Raw genomic sequence first — 19,851 nt, 5'->3', positions numbered from 1 at the left:
CGTGTTGGAGCCTTCGTCATCCCGGCGTGCTGTTGGCCGGGATTCACGGCGGCCGGGAGGATTCCGGCCGAGAGCGCGGCGGAGTGCCCGAGCGAACCCGCGGTCGTGCGCGCGGTGGGGTCGATGTGCTGTGTCAGGGCGTGCAGGAGCGCCTTCGCCTCGGCGCGGTCGTGGGCGAGCACGGCGGCGCGCACCGGCTCGGGCGTGAGTCGCGCTGTGGCCGCGGCGAATTCGTGCAGGCTGCGCGCCGAGCCCACCGTGTCGGCCCACCGCTGGGCGAGCTCGTGCACGGCCGCCGGATCGCGCCCGGACAGCGGTATGAGTATCGCCTGCTCGTCATCGGGTCGCGGTGGCGCGGGATCGCGCCGGGCGCGGGAGCCGAGGGTGGTGCGGCGAGACAGTGCGATCCGGGCCTCGAGATCCGACGGAGCGGGGAAACCTATTCCGCTATCGGCGATTTGGGCGTATTGCCGGGTTCTGCGGTGTGCGGTATCGGTGCTGCGCTGGAGCACCAGCACCGTGCACAGATCCCGGTCTCCGGGTATCTCGATGCCTGAAATGTCGGGAAGCAGGATGAGATTCGTGCCGCCCGCAATCACGAACGGCACCGATTCATCGGCCAGCAGCCGCATGGCGGTATCCACCGCCACCAAGGGCGAAGCTCGGTCGCTGTCCACCATGAGACTGGGCCCGTGCAGGTCGAGGGCCTTCGAGAGTTGATGTGCGCTATTGACCGTCCGCCGGGAGGTGCCCGCGGTCCCGAACACCACCCCCGCGCGCGAGCCGGGGGCCAGGCAGCCGAGTCCGGCATCGTCCAGGGCCTCCACCGCGACTTCCAGGATCACGCGCTGGCGCGGTCCGAGCCCGGCGGCTTCGATATCGCCGATCCCGAACCAGTCGTGATCGAAATCCATCCCCGGCGCCCGGCAGCCGACCCCGACGACGGACACCGCCCGCGGTGCCGAATCGGATGCTCTCGTACTCTGCCGCACAGGAATTCCCTCCCGCGTCCGGCGGGCTCGCCGGGGTACCCCCGCGATTCTGCCAAGATTTCGGCGAGCCCAGAAGAGCTTTCGGGTACGTGCTTGTCACCCGCCATTGCGGGCGGGGTCAGTGACTACGAGGCGGTCGGAAAGGGATGCTCGAGGTCCTCCGTGGAGGCGTACGAGCTGAAGAACCGTAATGCCAGGTTCACCGCGTCCTGTTCGGTGCGTACCCCCGAGATGGCCATGGTCCGGCGCAGCGCATCGTCGTCGAGATAGATACGAGTGATTGCCATTTCGGCACCTCCGCACGTCCGTCGGTAAGGAAAGCATGACGGATCGGCGGGCCGCAGTCACCCGATTGGCGGGAGTCTTCGCAGATTTTGCTAAGCGATCTTCACCGGAATTGTCTGGGACGTACGGGCTTTCGACCAGTCCGAACGGTGAAAGCCCCGCGGCGAATGAATCGCCGCGGGGCCTTCGCGTGTTTCGGGGACGCCGGGTCAGGCGAGCATGCCTGCGAGGCGGGCCTTGATGAGCTCCTCGGCCTCGGCGACCATGCGCGAGACCAGTTCGCCACAGGTCGGGATGTCCTCGATGAGGCCCTGCACCTGACCGGCGGACCAGATGCCGGCGTCCAGATCGCCCTCTTCGAACACGCGGCGGCCGCGGGCGCCGGCGACCAGATCGCGGACGTCCTCGAACTTTCCGCCCGCCTTCTCGATTTCGACGACCTTGCGGGAGATCTCGTTGTCGGCCACGCGCGCGGTGTTGTGCATGGTGCGGAAGATGAGCTGGGTGGCACGCTCGGAGTTGGCGACGATCTGCTCCTTGACCGTCTGGTGGATGGCCGACTCCTGGGTGCACATGAAGCGGGTGCCCATGTTCACGCCGTCCGCGCCCAGCGCCAGTGCGGCGACCAGGCCGCGGGCGTCGGCGATACCGCCGGAGGCGATGACCGGAATGTCGAGGGCCTTGGTGGCGGCCGGAATCAGGATCAGGCCCGGAACATCGTCCTCACCCGGGTGGCCGGCGCATTCGAAACCGTCGATGCTGACGCCGTCGACGCCGATCTTCTGCGCCTTGAGGGCGTGCCGGACGCTGGTGCACTTGTGCAGCACCTTGATCCCGGCTTCCTTGTAGTACGGCAGGAAGGGCTCCGGATTGGAACCGGCGGTCTCCACGATCTTCACGCCGGACTCGATGATCGCCTTGACGTAGTCCTGGTACGGCGGCGGGTTGATCGACGGCAGGATGGTGACGTTCACGCCGATGGGCTTGTCGGTCAGCGCGCGCGCCTTCTCGATCTCCTGCAGCAGATCGTCGGGCGTGGGCTGGGTGAGCGCGGTGATGATGCCGAGGCCGCCGGCCTCGGAGACGGCGGCGGCGAGTTCGGCGCGGCCGACCCACATCATGCCGCCCTGCACGATCGGGTGCTCGACCCCGAAGGTCTCGGTGAACCTGGTACGCAGCGTCACGGTGTCCTCTCCTACCTCTCGCAACTGGCCTGATACTCGCATAGTTGCATATGCGGTTCAACCCCGATGTGAGTCGAAGTTTGCACTCGAAACAGCGCTGTGCCGCCCGACCTGGGGATAACCGTGCGCGCAAGATCTCGGTGTCAAGATCGTATTACCGGCTCTGAGCTGGGAGTTGAACGAATGATAATTTTCGGCCCAAACCTTCTCTGTAACCCTTGTCACGCCAAGAAGTTAGGCGGTATTCTCGCGCTCGATCACCCGTCGACGCCGCCGGAGCAGCCGGTGCACACAGGCCGACGGTCCGAGAGGAGTTCTGCACATGAGCGCGGGTTTCCAGCCGCTTGACGAGCCGATCCGGTCGCGGCGCAATCACTGGGTCAACCAGGTCGCCACCCACGCGGCCATGCGCCCGGACCAGGTGGCCTTCCGCTTCCAGGGCACGGACACCACGTGGTCGCAGCTGCACGAGCGGTCGGAACGCTTCGCCGATGCGCTCGCCCGTCGAGGGGTCGGGTTCGGCGATCGGGTGCTGATTCTGGCGCTCAACTACGTCGAGTACATCGAAGCGGTATTCGGCATCAACGCCCTCGGGGCCATCGCGGTGCCGGTGAACTTCCGGCTCACCCCGCCCGAGGTCGCCTACATCGTGAGCGATTCCGGCGCGAAGGCCATCGTCACCGACGCGGTGCTGCAGCCGCTGGCCGCCGCCGTGCGGGCGCAGGCGCCGGAACTGGCCACCTGCGTGGTGATCAACGGCCAGAGCGGCGACGGCGTCATCGGCTACGAGGACTTCCTGGCCGAGCCGGGCGAACCGCATGCGCCGCTGGACATTCCGGAAGACACCCCGTGCCTGATCATGTACACCTCGGGCACCACCGGCAGCCCCAAGGGCGCGGTGCTGTCCTACGCGAACATGAACGCCCAGGCGCTCACCTGTATCCGGGCCATGGAGATCACCCCGGAGTCGGTGGCCTTCTGCACCTCGCCGCTGTTCCACATCGCCGGCCTGGGCAGCCTCACCCCGTACTTCGTGCTGGGCGGCAAGACCGTGCTGCATCCGCTGGGCGCGTTCAATGCCACCGAATTCCTCGACGCCGTCGAGGCCGAACAGGCCACCACCGCCTTCTGCGTGCCCGCGCAATGGCAGATGATCTGCGAGGAGCCCACGGTCAAGGAGCGCAAGCTGGCGCTGCAGGCGCTGTGCTGGGGCGCGGCCCCGGCCTCGGACACGGTGCTGCGGGCCATGGCCGACTGCTTCCCGAACGCCTTCAATGTGGCGGTGTTCGGGCAGACCGAGATGTCGCCCATCACCTGTGTGCTCGAGGGCAAGGACGCGCTGCGCAAGCTCGGCTCGGTCGGCAAGCCCATCCCGACCGTTCAGGCCCGCGTGGTCGACGAGGACATGAACGATGTCGCCCCCGGCGAGGTCGGCGAGATCGTCTACCGCGGTCCGACCATGATGTCGGGTTACTGGAACAAGCCCGAGGCCACCGCGGAAGCCTTCGCGGGCGGCTGGTTCCACTCCGGCGATCTGGTCAAGCAGGACGAGGAGGGCTTCGTCTGGGTGGTGGACCGCAAGAAGGACATGATCATCTCCGGCGGTGAGAACATCTACTGCGCCGAGGTGGAGAACGTGTTGTTCGCGCATCCGAAGATCCACGAGGCCGCCGTCATCGGCAAGGCGCACGAGAAGTGGGGCGAGGTGCCGGTCGCGGTGGTGGCGCTGGCGCCCGGCGTCGAGGAGCTCACCCTCGCCGAGCTCGAGCCGTTCCTCAACGAGTCCCTGGCGCGCTACAAGCACCCCAAGGATCTGGTGGTCGTCGCCGAGCTCCCGCGCAACCCCAGCGGCAAGGTCGTGAAATTCGAACTGCGCAAGCAATTCTTGGCCTGATCACGAAAGCTCGCGTCGGATCCGGCGGTACGGCAGCATCGAGGGATGGATCTGGATCGCCGCGGCACCGCCGTGCTCGCCCTGCACTGGCAGGTCAATGTCATCAAACCCGAGGGGTTCTTCGGGCCCATGCTCGCCGCACCGGTCGCCGACAGCGGCGTCGTCGACCGGGCGGTGGCCTTTCACCAGCAGGCCCTGGCGGCCGGATTACCGCTGATATTCACCCGATTCACCATTCCGGTCGGGGAGGGCGAGCTGGTGCGCAATACCGGGTTCATGCGCTCGGTCGCCGCGGCGCAGACCGAGTTCCGGCCGGATTCGCCCGGGACGCAGATCATTCCGGAGATGGCCGAGCAGGCGGCGGCCGGTGTGGTCTTCGACAATCAGAAGCTGTCCGGGCTGGCCGGCTCGGCGCTGCCGGACTGGCTGGTCGCCCACGATATCGACACGCTGCTGATCACCGGTGTGGCAACCAATCTCACGGTCGAGCAGACCGCCCGCCACGCCACCGATCTCGGATTCTTCGTGCACCCCATCGCCGACCTCATGGTCTCGATGCACGACGCCGCCCACGAGGCGGCCTTGGCAAGCCTCGAATTGACCACCGACGGTTGCCTTCTCGCCAAGCAGGCCGAGGAGCGGCTGCGGCTCTAGATCATGTCGTTGGAGGTGAGCCAGCGCATGATCGGCCAGCCGCAGAACACCGGCAGCCAGCAGGTGAGCACGCGGTAGAGCAGCACCGCGGGCACCGCGATGGTGGCCGGCACCCCGAAGGCCGCCAGACCGCCGATGAGCGCCGCCTCCACCGCGCCGACACCACCCGGTGTCGGCGCGGCCGAGGCCAGCGTGCCGCCGATCATGGTGACAATGGTGACGGTCACGAATCCGGTACTGCCGCCGAAGGCTTCGATGCTCGCCCACAGCGCCAGCGCCATGCCCAGGGTGGTGGTGGCGCAGCCGCCCACGATCATGGCCAGGCGCGCGGGCCGGGTGGCCAGATCGCGCAGCTGCTCCACCACCTCGGCCAGCTGCGGCCGCACCTCGGTGCGAATCCAGCGCCGCACCGTGGGCACGAACATGGTCACGCCCAGCAGCCCGAGCAGCGCGCCCGCCACCAGGTACAGCACCGTCGCGCTCGGGACGAAATGCTCCAGATTGGTCGAAACACCCGCCGCCACACTGAAGAACAGCAGCAGCACCAGATGGGTGAGCACCTGCAGGGTCTGCTGCAGCGCCACCGCTGCGGTGGCGCGCACCGCGCCCAGCCCGTTCTTCTGCAGGAATCGCACGCTCAGCGCGAGGCCGCCGACACCGGCCGGGGTGGTGGTGGCGGCGAAGGTATTGGCCACCTGCATGAGCAGCAGATCCCGCCACTTCACGCCCTCGTTCGCACATGCCCACAGCGCCATGGCCGCGCCCACGTAGGTCAGCGCCGAGACCGCGAGACCCAGTGCGGCCCAGGCCCAATTCGCGGTGCGCAATTCGGTGAAGAAGGTCGGCGCCGAGCTGATGTACGGGTAGGCCACGTAGACCAGGCCGATGAGCAGCACCAGCTGGATGAACTGGTTGCGGGAGAAGCGGGTGATCTTGGCGGCCTCGATCCGGTCCTCACCGGTCTGGCGCGCCACCTCCTCGCGGGTGTCCTTCATGAGCCGGCCCGCATCGGCGGCGACGGCCTTGCGCACCGTCTCCGGGATGGCGGTCTTGGTGAGCCGCCGCGAGGCGTCCAGCACCGGCTGGGTGCCCATCACCTCGATGGCGGTGCGCACCGCCGGCTCGATGCCGAACAGCGCCGCCGTGGACAGCAGCAGCTGGGCGGTATCGGATTCGAAGCGCACCTGGTAGGCGCCGAACTCCGAGGACATGAAACCGCCGAAACGCACCTCCCCGTCCACGATCCGGATGTCCTCGGCGCGCAGTTCGCCGTGCGAGATCTGCGCCTGATGCATGGTGTGCAGCGCCTGCCACACCTTGGTGAGCATCTTCTCGCCGTCGTCGGCGGCCAGCGGGCGGCCCTGGGGCACGGTGTGCGCGTACAGCATCCAGCCGCGATCCAGCGCCGCCACGGTGAGCGGTTTGTTGCTGCCCAGCCCGAGATCCCCGATGGCGATGCCCATGAGCGCGCGATGCTCCACCGCGCGGCGCATGGAGGCGAACATGGCCGGGGCCTCGCTGCTGCGCAGGGTCAGCCAGCGCCGCAGCTGCCGCAGCGCGCGGCGGCTGCGCTGATTCTGGCCGTACATCTCCACCGTGAGCAGATCCGCGTCGGTGGTCGCCGACAGCACCAGCGGTCCGCGGCCGCCGGGCCGCACCACCTTGAACGCCATCACCTGAAATCCGCGCTGTGCCAGCACCCGGACCGCCGCGTCGAGCGGCACCTCGAGGGCGGGCGTGCCGACCAGCAGCACGATGACCGCGCCCACGAACCAGCCCACGGTCAGCCCGAGCAGCGCGCGGGCCGGGACGACGAGACTGACCACCAGGTGAATGGGCACGAAGGCCAGCAGCAGCGTCCACCACCAGCGCCGCCAGGTGGGCGGCAGCCACGGGCTGGCGACCGTCAGCACCGCCGCCAGCATGGCGATCCAGCGCGGATCGTCGAGGAACTGCGACAGGAAGGTATTGACCTGCTGCGGTTGCGACAGATGCCAGCGCGGGGCATTGAAACCGGTGCCGGTGAAGGAGAACAGCAAGACCGCGATGAGGCCCGCGGACAGGAAGCCGCCCAGCAGTTTCCATTGCCGTCCCCAGGCCAGGCGCACCAGGATGGCGAACGGCAGGGCCAGGATGGCGATGCCGTAGAGGATGTAGACCAGATCCGATTGCTGCGGCGTGAGGAAGCCGACGATCTCGGAGACCGACTTCTCCAGGTTCTCCCACTGCGCGCGGGTGATGAGCGAGCCGACGATGACGATGGCGACCGCGGCTACGGACAGCACGACACGCAGAATGTCGCTGGTCCGCCGGATCCGCGGCTGCAGCAGGCTGCCGGAGACGGGAATCTCCCGTCCGTCGACTCGCATGTCCTATAGGCGCTTTCGGATCGTGGGAACTGCTTCGGTCCCATGGTCGGTCGGTCTGAGGTCTGCGGCGGCGGCCGGGATCACCGTCCATCCACGTCGCTACCGTAACCCGTGGCGGCCACGCCGGTGAGACGCCCCGGCCCGCCACGCCGCGCGGCGTGTCTGTTTATCCTGCTTATTCGGGACTTTCGATGATCACCGGGCCCGCGTGCAAGGATCGACGGGTGGTGCTCGATCTCCGTGTGTGTTTCGTTGGTGAATCGTTCGTCGCGGGGGTCGGTGATCAGAAAGCTCTGGGCTGGGCGGGCCGGCTGGCGGCCCGGGCCATGGCCGCGGGGCAGCCGATGACCTATTACAACCTGGGCGTCCGCCGGGAGACCTCCGACGAGCTACGGGCGCGCTGGTCGGCCGAATGCACACCGCGACTACCCGAGGGCAGTGACTGCCGGTTGGTGGTGTCGACCGGAGTGAACGACAGCGTCCACGAAAACGGCCGTCCCCGGGTCGAATCCGAGCGGTCGGTGCGGAATCTGGCGGCCATCCTGGCGGGCGCCGCGGACAAGGGCTGGACCACCCTGGTGGTCGCGCCGCCGCCGAATATCGACGAGCAGCACAACGATCGGCTGCTCGATCTCGATGAACGTTTCGCCGCGCACTGCGAGAGCGTCGGCGTGCCCTATGTGCAGGTGCATCAGCCGCTGCGGGCCAACCGGACCTGGATGGGGGATGTGGCCGCCGGGGACGGCTATCACCCGAGCGCCGCCGGTTACGACGAATTCGCCGAACTGCTCGCCCCGCACTGGCTGCTGTGGCTGACCGAACCGACCTCAGGGCTGCCCGTCGTCCGCTGAGACCGGTTTCGGGTCCGCGGGCGGGACCACCGCGCGATCGATCGCCGGCACCGCCTTGCGCTGCGCGGGCGGCAACAACCAGTCCACCATCGACGCCGTGCCCGGCTTCTTGGTGTTGATCAGGCCGGAGCCGACCAGCACGCCGAGCGCGATGGCCAGCACCGACAGCAGCACGTTCACCAGCACCTGCAGGCCATTGGCGCCGGCATTGGTGACCAGCTCGGAGACGGCGGTCAGGCCCATGCCGCCGGGCACCAGCATCCAGAACGCGGGCAGGAACGCCACCTGCGAGGGCGGGGCATTGCGATTGCGCTGCACCAGATATGCGGTCGGCACCGCGATCAGCCCGCCCAGGAACGCGCCCAGCAGCGCACCGCCGGTGCGGATGCCGAACTGCTGGGCGAGGAAGGTCACGTACAGCACCAGCAGCAGCCAGAACAGTGATCTCGGCGGCGCGCTGGAGCGCCAGGAATGGCCGATCCCGATCAGCAGCACGCCGAGAATCGGTGCCCACCAGCCCAATTGCGAGCCGAACGGGCTGTCCGGCGGCTGCGGGCCGAGGAACTGCAGGCCGATGTAGATGCCGAAGGCGAGCAGCAGCAGCTTGTTCATTCCGGCGATGGTGCGACTCGCGCCCGCCACCATGGATCCGGTCGCCAGCTCGATCGCGCCATTGGTGAGGGTGGCGCCGGGCAGCAGGCCCGCGACGGCCGGAATGAGCAGCTGCGAGGGCGTGCCGCCGCCGATGGCGTGCGGAAAACCGAAGGCCAGCAAGGTCACCAGCGCACCGGCCGTGACCGGCAGGGCCAGCGACAGCAGCGTGAAGCGGTCGGCCAGCAGCACCAGCAGCTGCACCACCAGGCCGAGCACCGCGTACCCGGTCAGCGCGTGCACGGTGGGGTTGAGCATGAGGCCCAGGCCGACGGTGAGCACCACATTGCCGACCAGCATGAGCCAGACCGCGGTCGGGCGCCGCGACGCGAGGATGGCCTCGAGCTGCTCGGTGACCTCGGTCGGCGGGGGCAGTTCGTGTTTCATGGTGTCGAGCAGCCGGTACATCGCCGCGATCTGATCCAGCCGCAGCGTGTCGGCGGAGGCGGTCTGCAGATCGACCGCCGAGCCCCGGGAATCCTGCACCCGCACGAAAACGCCCGTGGGCAGCACGAAGAACTGCACCTCGCCGGCGCCGTAGCGGCTGGCGGTGTCGTCCAGAATCTGCTGCACTCGATCGGTGGTCTCGCCCGATCCGATGAGCATGACGCCCAGCAGGCGCAGCAGGTTGAGCAGATCCGCGGAGACCGGCGGCTCCTCCGGCGGCGGCGGATCGTGCGGTTCGTGCGCGCCGGCGCGGGTGACCACCCGGCGCACCAGCCAATCGTCGAATACCCCACCGGCTCTGCGGGCCATGCCGGTCAGCCGCCTGCCGACCGGAACGGCGCCGGGCGCGGGCCGTGGCCGTACCCTTTTGCCTCCGCTTCGCTCCGGCTGTTCGCGGCCCTGCAAGCTCGGTCTTCCCTCCTCCGCTCCTCCGCTTCGCTCCCCCGCTCCGTCAGTCCAGACCGAGCCGGGCCGCGAACTTGGGGTGGCTCCGGTTCACCGATACAGCAACTTCATGGCAAATAGACTCTAACGTGTGCACTCCGGCGGGCTATGCCTACGGGGCGGTCCGTCCATAACCTGGTGGCATGGATATCGATACGCGACTGCTGCGTTACTTCCTGGCGGTCGCCGATACCGAGAACCCGGCGCGGGCCGCGCAACGGCTACACGTGGCCCAGCCCACCCTCGCCACCCAGATCAAACAGCTGGAACAGCAACTGGGGGTGGAACTGTTCATCCGGTCCCGGGCCGGCTGGACGCTCACCGCCGCCGGGAAGGTGCTCGCCGCGCAGGTGCCGGGCCTGCTGGCCGGATGGGATCGCATTCTGCGCGACACCAAGAGCGATGCCAGCCGGGCGGCGCGGGTGCTGCGGCTGGGCCTGGTGCACAGCGCGGCCGAAGGCTATATCCCCGAGATCATCCGGGTCTTCCACCGGCTGCACCCGGACTGGCAGGTCGACATCCACTCCGGCGGCTGGACCGATCCGACCGCGGGACTCGACGAGGGCGATGTGGACGTCGCGCTGCTGCGACTACCGTTTCCCGGCCAGGACGGCTATCACGTGCGCGAGCTGTTCTCCGAGCCGCGCTGGATCGCGCTGCCGGAGAATCATCCCCTCGCCGACCGCGAGGACATCGCGTTCCGGGAACTGTGGGACGAGCCCTATGTCGCCTCCCCCGCGGAAACCGGGTGGTGGCGCGACTATTGGATGGGCCTGGACTCCCGGCCCGCGGACACCGCCATCATCGGGGCCATCGCGCGCAGCACCGAGGAATGGCTCAATGCCATCGCCAATGATTTCGGGGTGAGCTTCACGCCCGCGTCCACCGCGCGCACCAATGCCCATCCGGGCGTGGTGTTCCGGCCCGTGCACGGCATCGGGCCCACCCGGGTGGCGCTGGTGTGGCCGGACGCCTCGGAGGCGGATCCGGTGGTGCGGTACTTCATCCGGTGCTGCACCGACATCATGAGCCGGCAGGACGGGCGGAGGACTTCCTGATGGATATCGACACCCGCCTGCTGCGGTACTTCGTCGCCGTCGCCGAGGAAGGACATCTGACCCGGGCGGCGCGGCGGCTCTACATCTCCCAGCCCGCGCTGACCAAGCAGATCAAACAGCTCGAACAGCAGCTGGGCGTGGAACTGTTCGTGCGTTCGCGCAGCGGAATGGCGCTGACCGAACCCGGCCGCGTCTTCGCCGCGCACGCGCCCGCCGTGCTGGCGGGCTGGGATCATCTGCTGCGGGTGACGAAAAGCGGTGCGAGCCAGGCCGGCAAGGTGCTGCGCATCGGGTTCGTCGCCAGCGCGGCGAACGAGTTCACGCCCGAGATCATCGCGGCCTTCCGGCGCGCCCATCCGGACTGGCGGGTGGACATGCGGGAGTTCGGCTGGCTCGATCCCACCGCCGGGCTCGCGGACGGCGAGGTCGACGCGGCGCTGGTGCGGCTGCCGTTTCCGGGCGAGGGCGCCTATCACGCCCGGGAGCTGTTCACCGAGCCGCGCTGGATCGCCCTGCCCGCCACGCATCGGCTGGCCGCGGCGGCGGAGATCGAATTCCGCGACCTGTGGGACGAGCCGTTCGTGGCCGCCCCGCCGGAAGCCGGTGGGTGGCGGGACTTCTGGATGGGGCTGGACGCCCGCCCCGCCGAGACCGCCGTCATCGGCGCCATCGGGCACAACACCGATGAATGGCTCACCGCCATCGCCAATGGGTTCGGCCTCAGCTTCACGCCCGCCGCCTCGGCCCGCTACTACCCGCGTCCGGGCATCGTCTACCGCCCGGTGCGGGGCATCGGCCCGAGCCGGGTCGCCATCGCCTGGCCCGGCGCCTCGGATGCCGATCCGGTGGTGCGCGAGTTCATTCGCTGCTGTGTGCAGGTGTGTTCGCGCGGGGCCGCCGAACGGAATTAGCGGTCGAGGACCGCCATGGCGGCATTGTGCCCGCCGATACCGCTGACCCCGCCGCCGCGGACCGCGCCCGCGCCGCACAGCAGGATATTGCGGTGGCCGGTGGCGACGCCCCACCGCGCCGCCGGGGTGTCCGCGGGCGCGGTGCGGAAGGGAAAAGCCAGGTCCGCATGGAAGATATTGCCGCCGGGCAGGCCGATCTCCTGCTCCAGGTCGACCGGGGACTTCGCTTCGATACAGGGTTCGCCATTGCCGTCCACGGCGAGGCAGTCGCGAATGGGCTCGGCGAGGACCGAATCCAGTTGGGCCACAGTGGCATCCACCAGCTGCTTCTTCACGCCGTGCGGATCGTCGGTGAAAAGGCGTGCGGGAGTGTGCAATCCGAACAGCGTGAGGGTGTGCATGCCCTGGGCGATCAGGTCGGGCGCGAGAATCGACGGGTCGGTCAGGGTGTGGCAGTAGATCTCCGAGGGCGGTGCGGAGGGGAGGCGGCCGTCGGCCGCCTCCCGGTAGGCCCGTTCGAGCTGGGTCGCGGACTCGGCGATGTGGAAGGTTCCGGCGAAGGCCGTGCGCGGATCCACCGAGGCATCCCGCAGCCGGGGCAGACGGCGCAGCAGCATATTGATTTTGAGTTGTGCGCCTTCGGGTTTGGTCGCCTGCTCGCCCAGCAGGTGTGCCAGTTCGTAGGGTGCGGCGTTGACCAGGACGTGGCGGGCCGCCACCGTGCCGCCGGTGAACCGCACTTCGGCGGTATCGCCGTCGGTGTCGATTCCGGTGACCTCCCGACCGGTCAGGATTTCCGCCCCCGCGGCGCGGGCCGCCCCCGCCAGGGCGTCGGTGAGCGCACCCATGCCGCCGACCGGCACATCCCAGTCGCCGGTGCCGCCGCCGATCACGTGGTACAGGAAGCAGCGATTCTGCCGCAGGCTCGGATCGTGGGCGTGGGTGAAGGTCCCGATCAGGGCATCGGTGAGGACGACGCCGCGCACGGTGTCATCGGTGAAGGTCGCATCGATCGTTTCGCCCAGGGGGCGTTCGAAAATCGCCTCCCAGGTCGCGGAATCGCCTACTATGCCGCGCATTTCGTCACGAGACGGCAAGGGCCGGGTGAGGGTCGGGAACACGCGCTGCGCGAGGCGGCCCGTCGTCTCGTAGAACTGTTGCCACGCGACGAAGTCCCGATCCGACCCGGTGACCCGGACGAAGCTCTCCCGCGTGCCCGCCTCGGAGCCGTTGTCCACCAGCAGCCCGTGCTCCCCGACCGGCGTGTACGACGAGATGCGCCGCCGGCGGGTCTGGAAGCGCAGCCCGAGATCGTCCACGATCTGCCGCGGCAGCAAACTCACCAGATACGAGAACCGCGACAGCCGGGCGTCGACCCCGGCGAACACTCGCTCGGAGACCGCCGCGCCGCCGGTGTGGTCCTGCTTCTCCAGCACCAGCACCGAGCGTCCCGCCCGAGCCAGATACGCGGCCGCGACCAGGCCATTGTGCCCACCGCCGACCACCACCGCGTCATACCGAGCCCGTGCCGGTGCCTCAGTCATGCCTTCGACTGTAGGCTGCCCGCCGCTACACCTCCGCCCACGGCACGAGCACGATCTTGCCGCGCACCCGCCCGGCTTCGCTCAGCTTGTGCGCCTCGGCCGCCTCGGCCAGCGGCATGACCCGCTGTACCTCGACTCGCAGTCGTCCGCGTTCGACCGCATCGGTCAGTTCGCGCAGGTCCCGGCTCGAGGGCTCCACATAGTGACGGTGATAGCGGGGATCGGCCAAAGGCCGCTCGCCCTGGGCATCGATGAGCCGGCCGCCGGGATGCAGAACGGTCAGCGATCGTGCGGTGTAGTCGCCGCCGACGAGATCCAGGACCACGTCCATGCCGGTGAGAACGCCGGTGAAATCGGTGGTGGAGTAGTCGATCAGCTCGTCGATGCCCAGGCCGCGCAGGAATTCGTGATTGGCCGCGCGGGCGGTGCCGACCACGAATGCCCCGCGAGCCTTGGCGATCTGCACCGCGAGATGCCCCACCCCGCCCGCCGCGGCATGCACCAGGACCCGCTGCCCCGGGCGCACCCCGGCCAGTGCCTGCCAGGCCGTCAGCGCGGCACTCGGCAGGGCGGCGGCGTGCACATGATCGATGCCCGCGGGCTTGGCGGCGAGGAAATCGGCCGGGGTGACGGTGTATTCGGCATACGCGCCGGCGCTGCTCACCACCATGCCGAAGACCGCGTCGCCCGGCCGGAATCGCGTGACCTGCCGGCCGACCGCGGCGACCACCCCGGAGACGTCCAGGCCCAGGGTGAACGGCGGCGGGCCCAGCTTGTCGATCGCACCGGAGCGCAGTTTCCGATCCGCGGCGTTCACCGACGTGGCGGCGATCCGCACCAGCACCTCGCCGGGGCCGGGGCGCGGGATGTCCACCTCCACGGTCTCCAGCACGTCGGGTCCGCCCAGGGTTCGCTGACTGATCGCCTTCATGCCCACGATTCTTCGCAGTAGTGGTATCTGTTGGAAAGAAGGCACTTTCACGATCCCGAGGTTCCCGATGGATACCGTCTCCGACGTCCGGCAATCCGCCAACTTGGTGGAGGACTACCTGCAACGGTGCCCGGCCCGCGATGTGCTCGCGGTACTCGCCGACAAATGGGTGCTGCTGGTCATGGGCGTGCTCCGGGCGAGCGAGGGGCCGGTTCGCTTCAATGAACTGCGCCGCCGGCTCGACGGGATCACGCAGAAGATGCTCACCCGGACACTGCGCGAGTTGGAACGCGACGGCCTGGTGCGCCGGGCCGTCTACCCGACGGTCCCGCCGCGCGTCGAATACTCGCTGACGCCGCTCGGGGCGGATCTGGGGCGGCTCACCCATGCCATGGGGCAGTGGGCGCTGCGCAATGTCGACGAGATCACCGCCGCGCGAACCCGGTTCGACGAGCGGGCGGCGCGGGCGGCGGAACCGATCACTCCTTGACGGCCAGGACGCAGGCCTGCTGGAAGCGTTCGTCCGGGCGGGGTTCCCGGATCAGGCGGGCGATGGTGCGGAAGCCATTGCGGTTCAGGGTTTCCGCGAGGGTGTCCGGGGACCAGCGGTAGCCGGGGGTGACCTTGTGGTCGAACTGCCGGACGCCGTCTTCGGCGGCGAAGAAGCCGAAGAGGGCGTGGCCGCCGGGGCGCAGGACGCGGGCGAATTCGGTGAGGATGGCGGGTATGCGCTCCGGGGGTGTGTGAATGATGGAGTACCAGGCCACGATTCCGCTCAGGGCGGCGTCGTCGAGGGCCAGCTCCTCCATCGAGCCCACCTCGAAGCGGATGCCGGGGTGCTCGATGCGGGCCAGGCGGATCATCTCCGGGGACAGGTCGAGGCCGAAGACGTCGAGGCCGAGGTCGCGCAGGTGGGTGGTGAGCCGGCCGGGGCCGCAGCCGAGATCGGCGACCGGGCCGGGGGTGCCCTCGCGCACATGGGCGGCGAACACCTCGAGCAGGGCCCGATCGAAGGGGCTCGTCGCCAGATGGTCCCGGAACAGGGTGGTGTACAGCTCGGCCACGGCGTCATACGCGTCCCGGGTGGCTCGCACATCGTCGACTTCGGTCACGCCACAACGGTACTCAGGAGCCGGTCGCACCCGTCGACGGTGAGCGCAGGCCCTGGTCCATGCCGTCGATGCGGACGGACCAGGTGGTATCGGGGGTCATGCGGGTGCGCAGCGGCCACAGCGCGAACTCCACGAAATGGCGGTGATCGCGGAACAGGGCGGGCAGGCGCATGCTGTGCCGCCAGCAGGCGCGGTCGACGCCGGGGCGCTGCCAGCCGTTGCCGAGCATGAGATCGGTGACGCGCGGCGCCAGGCCCAGGGCGGCTTCGGTGTCCAGGTGCACCAGCAGGGCGTCCGGGGTGCGGACCAGATGGGTGGAGCCGCGGGTTCCGGCATCGACGATCACCTCCTGGTCCTCGGGGGTTTCGAGAACCAGGCCGGCCAGATCGTCGAAGAACTGCCGCCATTCGCGCCCGGCCGCGCGCTGACCGGTGTGCTGTTGTTCGAGCACGAGCCGGCGGGCGCGTTCGGCCGGATTCACCAGGTACAGGTCGACGGTGTCGTGCTCGGCCACCAGGCCCAGGGTCAGCCCCGGGGTGGCCCATACCGGGCCGTGCGCCTGCCCGATGACGCCGTGCACCGGGGTGCCGAGTTCGGCGCGGAAACCCTCGAGGGCGCGGGTGAACGCCGCGGTCAGCTGTTCGCCGACCTCGGCGGGGAGGCCCTCGTCGAACAGGTGGGATTCGATGCTGTCGCTGAGGGTGACGCGGATCGATTCGAGGCGATCGCCGTCGAAGGTGAAGCGGGCGCGGGCCTCGTCGATGTGCAGCGGGGTGCCCGCCCACGCCGTGCGGTCGGCGGCGGCCGCGGTGCCCTGCGGAGTCCACCCGGCCCGCTCGCTGAAGCGTTGCAGGTCCCCGCGCTTCCAGGTCCAATCGAAGGCCCGCGCCGCTGCCGCGATCTCGATGCCGCCCGGCACGTCCACCGCCAGCGGCCCGGTGTCGAATGCGGAAATGGCGTGCTGCCGCAGGAATTCGGCACGCTGTGACCGCGATGTCGGATGCAGTGGAATCCCCAGCGGCGCGATATCCAGATCCGCCCCGCCCTCCACCCAGGCATCGGCGACGAGATCGGTGGTCGCCCGCACCGACAGCGCCCGCAACCCCTCCACCAGCCGGGTCGCGAACCGGCTCACCGCCAGCGTGCCCGCCTTCCGCGGCAATCGCCGCCACCAGTTCGCATCCCCCGGCGCCGCCCACCCGCCGGCGATCAGCCGCTGCTCCACCTCGGCCCCGTATCGCCATGTGGGATCGACGAATTCACTGCGGCTCAATTCCGCGTATAGCTCCTCCCCCGACACATTGACCTGCACATACCGACCGCCCGGCGCACTGATCACGAGCCGCGCCCCCGCCGGCAATGTCTCCAGGAACCCGGCCAGATCCTCGGCCAGCCGCCCCCACCCGCCGAGTTCGGCGCGTCGGCGCGCGCCCTCGTGCCTGCGCTCCATCCAGAACAACTGCTCGGCCGGATTCACCAACAGCACATCGACCGTATTGTCCCCAATCGCCAGCCCCACAACCAGATTCGGGAACACCCACCCCGGCCCCTCCTCCGGCCCGGCGCCGTTCTCCGGCTCCCCCCACCGCTCGGTGAACGTCTCCCGCAACCGCCCCAACGCGTCGCTCAGCAGCTCCGAACTACCGAACCCACTGCGAGCCGGACAATCCGACACCGTCGCCCGCACATACCCCAGCACCCGCGGACTCCCCCAGAACATGGCCGAATCCCACCACACCCCCAGCCCGGTCCGCGAGAACACCGCTCCCCGCCGCATGGTCCCCACCGGTTCGGGCGCACTCCACCCCACCTGCCGCGCGAATCCGGCGATATCCCGCGAATTCCATTTCCACTTGAACTCCAGGGCAGCCCTGACGATCTCGACCGCCCCCGCAGTGTCCACCCGAACTTCGAAGCCCACCCAGCGACACTAACTCCGTCCGCCCCCGCCCGCTGGCGCGCCGCCCGTACCGAGTGCTTCGATCGGTCCATGACCGATGACACCGTCGCCCGCATTGTCAGCGCCACCCGCGATATCGCGGCCGGGCCGAAGGAGATCTTCGAACTCATCGCCGATCCGTCCCGGCAACCCCGCTGGGACGGGAACGACAATCTCGCCGCGGCCGCGGCCGGTCAGCGCGTTCAGGGTGTCGGCGAGGTCTTCGCCATGACCCTCACCCAGGGGCAGATTCGGGAGAACCACGTCGTGGAATTCGAGGAAGGACGGCGGATCGCCTGGCTGCCCGCCGAACCCGGCAGCCGGCCTCCGGGGCATCGGTGGGCGTGGGAGCTCGAGCCGCTCGACGACGGCCGCACCCGGGTGACCCACACCTATGACTGGACCAACCTCACCGACGAGAAGCGCATCGTGCGGGCCCGTGCCACCACCTCCGACCGGTTGCTGGCATCCATCGACAGGCTCGCCGAGATCGCCGAGCGCGGTTGACCGCCGCGGCGAACGGTTGAACGGCCCAATGACGTTGTGCCACCGGACTATCGTGGAGGGCACTACGGAGAGTGGGGGTCGTCATGACCATTCCGGAGAACCTCGAACAGCATCGATTCACCAGTGACGCGGCCGATGCCGCCGCCCGGTTACTGGAACGGCTGACCCACGGGCTCGGCGGGAGAGCCTCGGTGGAGGCCGTTTTCGGGGAGCCGATCACGCACGACGGCGTCACGGTCGTCCCGGTCGCCAGCGTGGGTTACGGCTTCGGCGGCGGCGCCGGCAGCGATTCCGGCGTGGAGAAACTCGCGGGCGGCGGGGGCGGCGGTGGCGGAGTCGGCGCCCGGCCCCTCGGCTATATCGAGATCACCGGTGGGACAACCAGATATCGGCCCATCCACAGCCACTGGATCGATCTCCTCATCCCCTTGACCGCCATCCTCGCTGCGTCGGGCGTGAAAGCCGCCGTGCGCGCCGCCCTCGCCCGCCGCGGACGGCGGCGCTAGCTCGACGACGTGCCGAGGAACGGCTCGAACAGTGGTAGCAGCAGGTCGGCGCGGTACATGATGTCGTAGTGGGTGGTGCCCGGGACCACGGCCAGGGTGGACGTACCCTTATCGGCGCCGGTGAGCCTGGTGACCATCTCCTCGGCGTGCGCGCGAGACAGGGCATCGGATTCGGCGGTGACGAGTAGCGTCGGCGCTTCGATGGCGGCGAGATCGGTTGTCCAGTCGTAGTCCTCGCCGAGCAGTTGCCTGGTCTTGGTGACCAGGGCCGGCCAATCCGACGGGTTGGGGGCGCTCCGTGCGTAGACGGCGTGGATGGGGGTGCCGAGCATGGGCTCGGGGTTCATGCCCGCCATTCCCGCTCTGGTTTCCGGGAGCCAGCCGTCGCTGCGGTACGGGGCCGAGGTGACGATCAGCTTGTGCACCAGATCAGGATTGCGGGCGGCGAGCTGGAGTGCGACGCCGCCGCCGAGGGAGTAGCCGAGCACATCGGCCTTGCCGAGTTCCAGGTGGCCGATGAGGCCCGCGAGGTCGTCGGCCATCGACTGGTAGCGCAGCGGGCGGTCGATATCGGCGGTGTGGCCGTGCGCCTGCAATTCGACGGCGATGACCTTTCTGGTCTTGGCCAGTTCCGGCAGCAGGGCGCCGAAGGTGGAGTCGACGGTGCCGAGACCACCGTGCACCAGGATGAGCGGCCGGCCGGAGCCGTGGACCTCGTAGTAGAGCCGCAATCCGTTGACCGGTGCGTAGTAGCCCTTGCCGTCGGCGCTCGGCTGGTCCGGCCGGCTGACCGCCGAGGTGGGGGTCGTCGCGGCATTGTTGTCGGCGGTGCCGCAGCCGGTCAGCAGGATCGCCGAAAGCGAGACGGCGGCAGCGGTATAGAGCGTTCTGGTCGAGAAAGCGCGCACGGCTTCACTTCCGATCCTCGGCGGAGGACTCGCCGGTGAGCTGATCCGCCTGGGGCAGATGGGTTTTGGCCTCGTCGTAGCCGCCTTCCGCAGTGGTTTCGGCCGGGCCGTAGACCAGATGCAGGACGCCGGTCGTGAACGGTTGCGCGGAGATCAGGCGCAAAGGCATCGGGGCGCCCTCGTCGAACAGCCGCAGGCCGTGGCGCACGGCGATGGGGTGCACCAGCAGGTGCAGTTCATCGAGCAGGCCGGCGGCCAGCAGCTGCCGGACGATGGACGGGGATCCGCTCATGGCGATATCGGTGTCGCCCGGCTCCTGCTTCAGGGCGGTGACGGCTTCGATCAGGTCGCCTCGGAGCTGCTCGGAATTGCGCCAGGTGAAGGAGAGATCCTGGTGCGAGACAACGATCTTGCGGGCATCGCCGAGGGACTTGGCCATGGCCGCGTCCTCCTCGCCCGCCGCTTCCCGCTCGGGCCAGGCGCCGGCGAAGCTGTCGTAGGTGATGCGGCCGAGCAGCAAGGTGTCGGCCGAGCCGAGCTGCGCGCCGACGGCCGCGCCCATCTCGTCGTTGAAGTAGGGGAAGTGCCAGTCCTGCGGCTCGCCGATGACGCCGTCGAGCGAGATGAACAGGCCCGCGGTGATTTTGCGCATGGGATTACTCCT

Annotated in this window: 19 protein-coding genes and 1 pseudogene; 9 read left to right on the top strand and 11 right to left on the bottom strand. The window is 69.1% G+C overall.

From position 1 onward, the window contains the following. The first annotated feature begins 170 nt into the window (after positions 1-170). A complete protein-coding gene (locus ACYQ5L_RS38420) occupies positions 171-557 on the top strand; it encodes a hypothetical protein (protein ID WP_459963693.1) in 387 nt (128 codons plus the stop codon). A gap of 15 nt (positions 558-572) precedes the next feature. On the opposite strand, the pseudogene ACYQ5L_RS38415 reads toward ACYQ5L_RS38420, so the two are convergent. From ACYQ5L_RS38415 to ACYQ5L_RS38405, 3 genes and pseudogenes are all read right to left on the bottom strand, one after another. Further along, positions 573-914, bottom strand: a pseudogene (locus tag ACYQ5L_RS38415) (beta-ketoacyl synthase N-terminal-like domain-containing protein); the annotation flags it as partial. A 203-nt stretch (positions 915-1,117) separates the two neighbouring features. Beyond that, the gene (locus ACYQ5L_RS38410; RefSeq protein WP_459963146.1) at positions 1,118-1,279 is read right to left on the bottom strand and encodes a type II toxin-antitoxin system VapB family antitoxin; all 162 of its coding nucleotides are present in this window, start codon (positions 1,277-1,279) and stop codon (positions 1,118-1,120) included. A gap of 207 nt (positions 1,280-1,486) precedes the next feature. Then, positions 1,487-2,455 carry an NAD(P)H-dependent flavin oxidoreductase gene (locus ACYQ5L_RS38405; protein ID WP_459963670.1) on the bottom strand — a complete coding sequence of 323 codons (969 nt, stop codon included), beginning with the start codon at positions 2,453-2,455 and terminating at the stop codon, positions 1,487-1,489. A 328-nt stretch (positions 2,456-2,783) separates the two neighbouring features. Here ACYQ5L_RS38405 and fadD5 point away from each other — a divergent pair, with 328 nt between their 5' ends. Both fadD5 and ACYQ5L_RS38395 read left to right on the top strand, forming a co-directional pair. Next, on the top strand, positions 2,784-4,355 hold the full coding sequence (gene fadD5, locus ACYQ5L_RS38400; protein WP_459963145.1) for a fatty-acid--CoA ligase FadD5: 1,572 nt from the start codon (positions 2,784-2,786) through the stop codon (positions 4,353-4,355). A 45-nt stretch (positions 4,356-4,400) separates the two neighbouring features. Next, complete coding sequence (locus ACYQ5L_RS38395; protein ID WP_459963143.1) at positions 4,401-5,009, top strand: cysteine hydrolase family protein; 609 nt, start codon at positions 4,401-4,403, stop codon at positions 5,007-5,009. On the opposite strand, the gene ACYQ5L_RS38390 is transcribed toward ACYQ5L_RS38395, so the two are convergent. Beyond that, a complete protein-coding gene (locus ACYQ5L_RS38390; RefSeq protein WP_459963141.1) occupies positions 5,006-7,378 on the bottom strand; it encodes a lysylphosphatidylglycerol synthase transmembrane domain-containing protein in 2,373 nt (790 codons plus the stop codon). The genes ACYQ5L_RS38395 and ACYQ5L_RS38390 overlap by 4 nt on opposite strands. A gap of 224 nt (positions 7,379-7,602) precedes the next feature. On the opposite strand from ACYQ5L_RS38390, the gene ACYQ5L_RS38385 reads away from it, so the two are divergent. Beyond that, on the top strand, positions 7,603-8,229 hold the full coding sequence (locus tag ACYQ5L_RS38385) for a GDSL-type esterase/lipase family protein (RefSeq protein WP_459963140.1): 627 nt from the start codon (positions 7,603-7,605) through the stop codon (positions 8,227-8,229). On the opposite strand, the gene ACYQ5L_RS38380 is transcribed toward ACYQ5L_RS38385, so the two are convergent. Beyond that, positions 8,206-9,636 (bottom strand): threonine/serine exporter family protein, encoded by a 1,431-nt coding sequence (locus tag ACYQ5L_RS38380; protein ID WP_459963139.1) that lies wholly within the window; start codon positions 9,634-9,636, stop codon positions 8,206-8,208. The two genes, ACYQ5L_RS38385 and ACYQ5L_RS38380, sit on opposite strands and share 24 nt — an antisense overlap. 278 nt (positions 9,637-9,914) lie before the next feature. Between ACYQ5L_RS38380 and ACYQ5L_RS38375 the strand changes: the two genes are divergently transcribed. Together ACYQ5L_RS38375 and ACYQ5L_RS38370 are read left to right on the top strand one after the other, a co-directional pair. Continuing rightward, the gene (locus ACYQ5L_RS38375; protein WP_459963138.1) at positions 9,915-10,829 is read left to right on the top strand and encodes a LysR family transcriptional regulator; all 915 of its coding nucleotides are present in this window, start codon (positions 9,915-9,917) and stop codon (positions 10,827-10,829) included. Then, positions 10,829-11,740 carry a LysR family transcriptional regulator gene (locus ACYQ5L_RS38370; protein WP_459963137.1) on the top strand — a complete coding sequence of 304 codons (912 nt, stop codon included), beginning with the start codon at positions 10,829-10,831 and terminating at the stop codon, positions 11,738-11,740. Before ACYQ5L_RS38375 ends, ACYQ5L_RS38370 begins: the two co-directional genes overlap by 1 nt. Here the strand turns inward: ACYQ5L_RS38370 and ACYQ5L_RS38365 are convergent. Together ACYQ5L_RS38365 and ACYQ5L_RS38360 are read right to left on the bottom strand one after the other, a co-directional pair. Further along, positions 11,737-13,284 (bottom strand): phytoene desaturase family protein, encoded by a 1,548-nt coding sequence (locus ACYQ5L_RS38365; RefSeq protein WP_459963135.1) that lies wholly within the window; start codon positions 13,282-13,284, stop codon positions 11,737-11,739. The two genes, ACYQ5L_RS38370 and ACYQ5L_RS38365, sit on opposite strands and share 4 nt — an antisense overlap. Positions 13,285-13,309: 25 nt before the next feature. Next, positions 13,310-14,215 (bottom strand): NADP-dependent oxidoreductase, encoded by a 906-nt coding sequence (locus ACYQ5L_RS38360; RefSeq protein WP_459963134.1) that lies wholly within the window; start codon positions 14,213-14,215, stop codon positions 13,310-13,312. Positions 14,216-14,282: 67 nt separating this feature from the next. Between ACYQ5L_RS38360 and ACYQ5L_RS38355 the strand changes: the two genes are divergently transcribed. Further along, positions 14,283-14,705: a winged helix-turn-helix transcriptional regulator gene (locus ACYQ5L_RS38355; RefSeq protein WP_459963133.1), complete on the top strand. Its 423-nt coding sequence runs from the start codon at positions 14,283-14,285 to the stop codon at positions 14,703-14,705. On the opposite strand, the gene ACYQ5L_RS38350 is transcribed toward ACYQ5L_RS38355, so the two are convergent. Together ACYQ5L_RS38350 and ACYQ5L_RS38345 are read right to left on the bottom strand one after the other, a co-directional pair. Further along, complete coding sequence (locus tag ACYQ5L_RS38350) at positions 14,695-15,327, bottom strand: class I SAM-dependent methyltransferase (RefSeq protein WP_459963132.1); 633 nt, start codon at positions 15,325-15,327, stop codon at positions 14,695-14,697. The two genes, ACYQ5L_RS38355 and ACYQ5L_RS38350, sit on opposite strands and share 11 nt — an antisense overlap. Positions 15,328-15,340: 13 nt before the next feature. Continuing rightward, positions 15,341-17,248, bottom strand: a complete 1,908-nt coding sequence (locus tag ACYQ5L_RS38345; RefSeq protein ID WP_459963131.1) for a DUF6301 family protein — start codon at positions 17,246-17,248, stop codon at positions 15,341-15,343. 69 nt (positions 17,249-17,317) lie between these two features. Between ACYQ5L_RS38345 and ACYQ5L_RS38340 the strand changes: the two genes are divergently transcribed. Beyond that, positions 17,318-17,773, top strand: coding sequence for an SRPBCC family protein (locus ACYQ5L_RS38340; RefSeq protein WP_459963129.1), 456 nt, complete (start codon positions 17,318-17,320; stop codon positions 17,771-17,773). A gap of 83 nt (positions 17,774-17,856) precedes the next feature. Beyond that, on the top strand, positions 17,857-18,279 hold the full coding sequence (locus ACYQ5L_RS38335; RefSeq protein ID WP_459963127.1) for a spore germination protein GerW family protein: 423 nt from the start codon (positions 17,857-17,859) through the stop codon (positions 18,277-18,279). On the opposite strand, the gene ACYQ5L_RS38330 is transcribed toward ACYQ5L_RS38335, so the two are convergent. Together ACYQ5L_RS38330 and ACYQ5L_RS38325 are read right to left on the bottom strand one after the other, a co-directional pair. Further along, a complete protein-coding gene (locus tag ACYQ5L_RS38330) occupies positions 18,276-19,187 on the bottom strand; it encodes an alpha/beta fold hydrolase (protein WP_459963126.1) in 912 nt (303 codons plus the stop codon). The genes ACYQ5L_RS38335 and ACYQ5L_RS38330 overlap by 4 nt on opposite strands. 4 nt (positions 19,188-19,191) lie before the next feature. Further along, the gene (locus ACYQ5L_RS38325; RefSeq protein WP_459963124.1) at positions 19,192-19,839 is read right to left on the bottom strand and encodes a dihydrofolate reductase family protein; all 648 of its coding nucleotides are present in this window, start codon (positions 19,837-19,839) and stop codon (positions 19,192-19,194) included. Between the last annotated feature and the right edge of the window lie 12 nt (positions 19,840-19,851).

This window comes from Nocardia sp. IFM 10818, from assembly GCF_054655275.1.
This window is presented reverse-complemented; position numbering and strand designations above follow the sequence as displayed.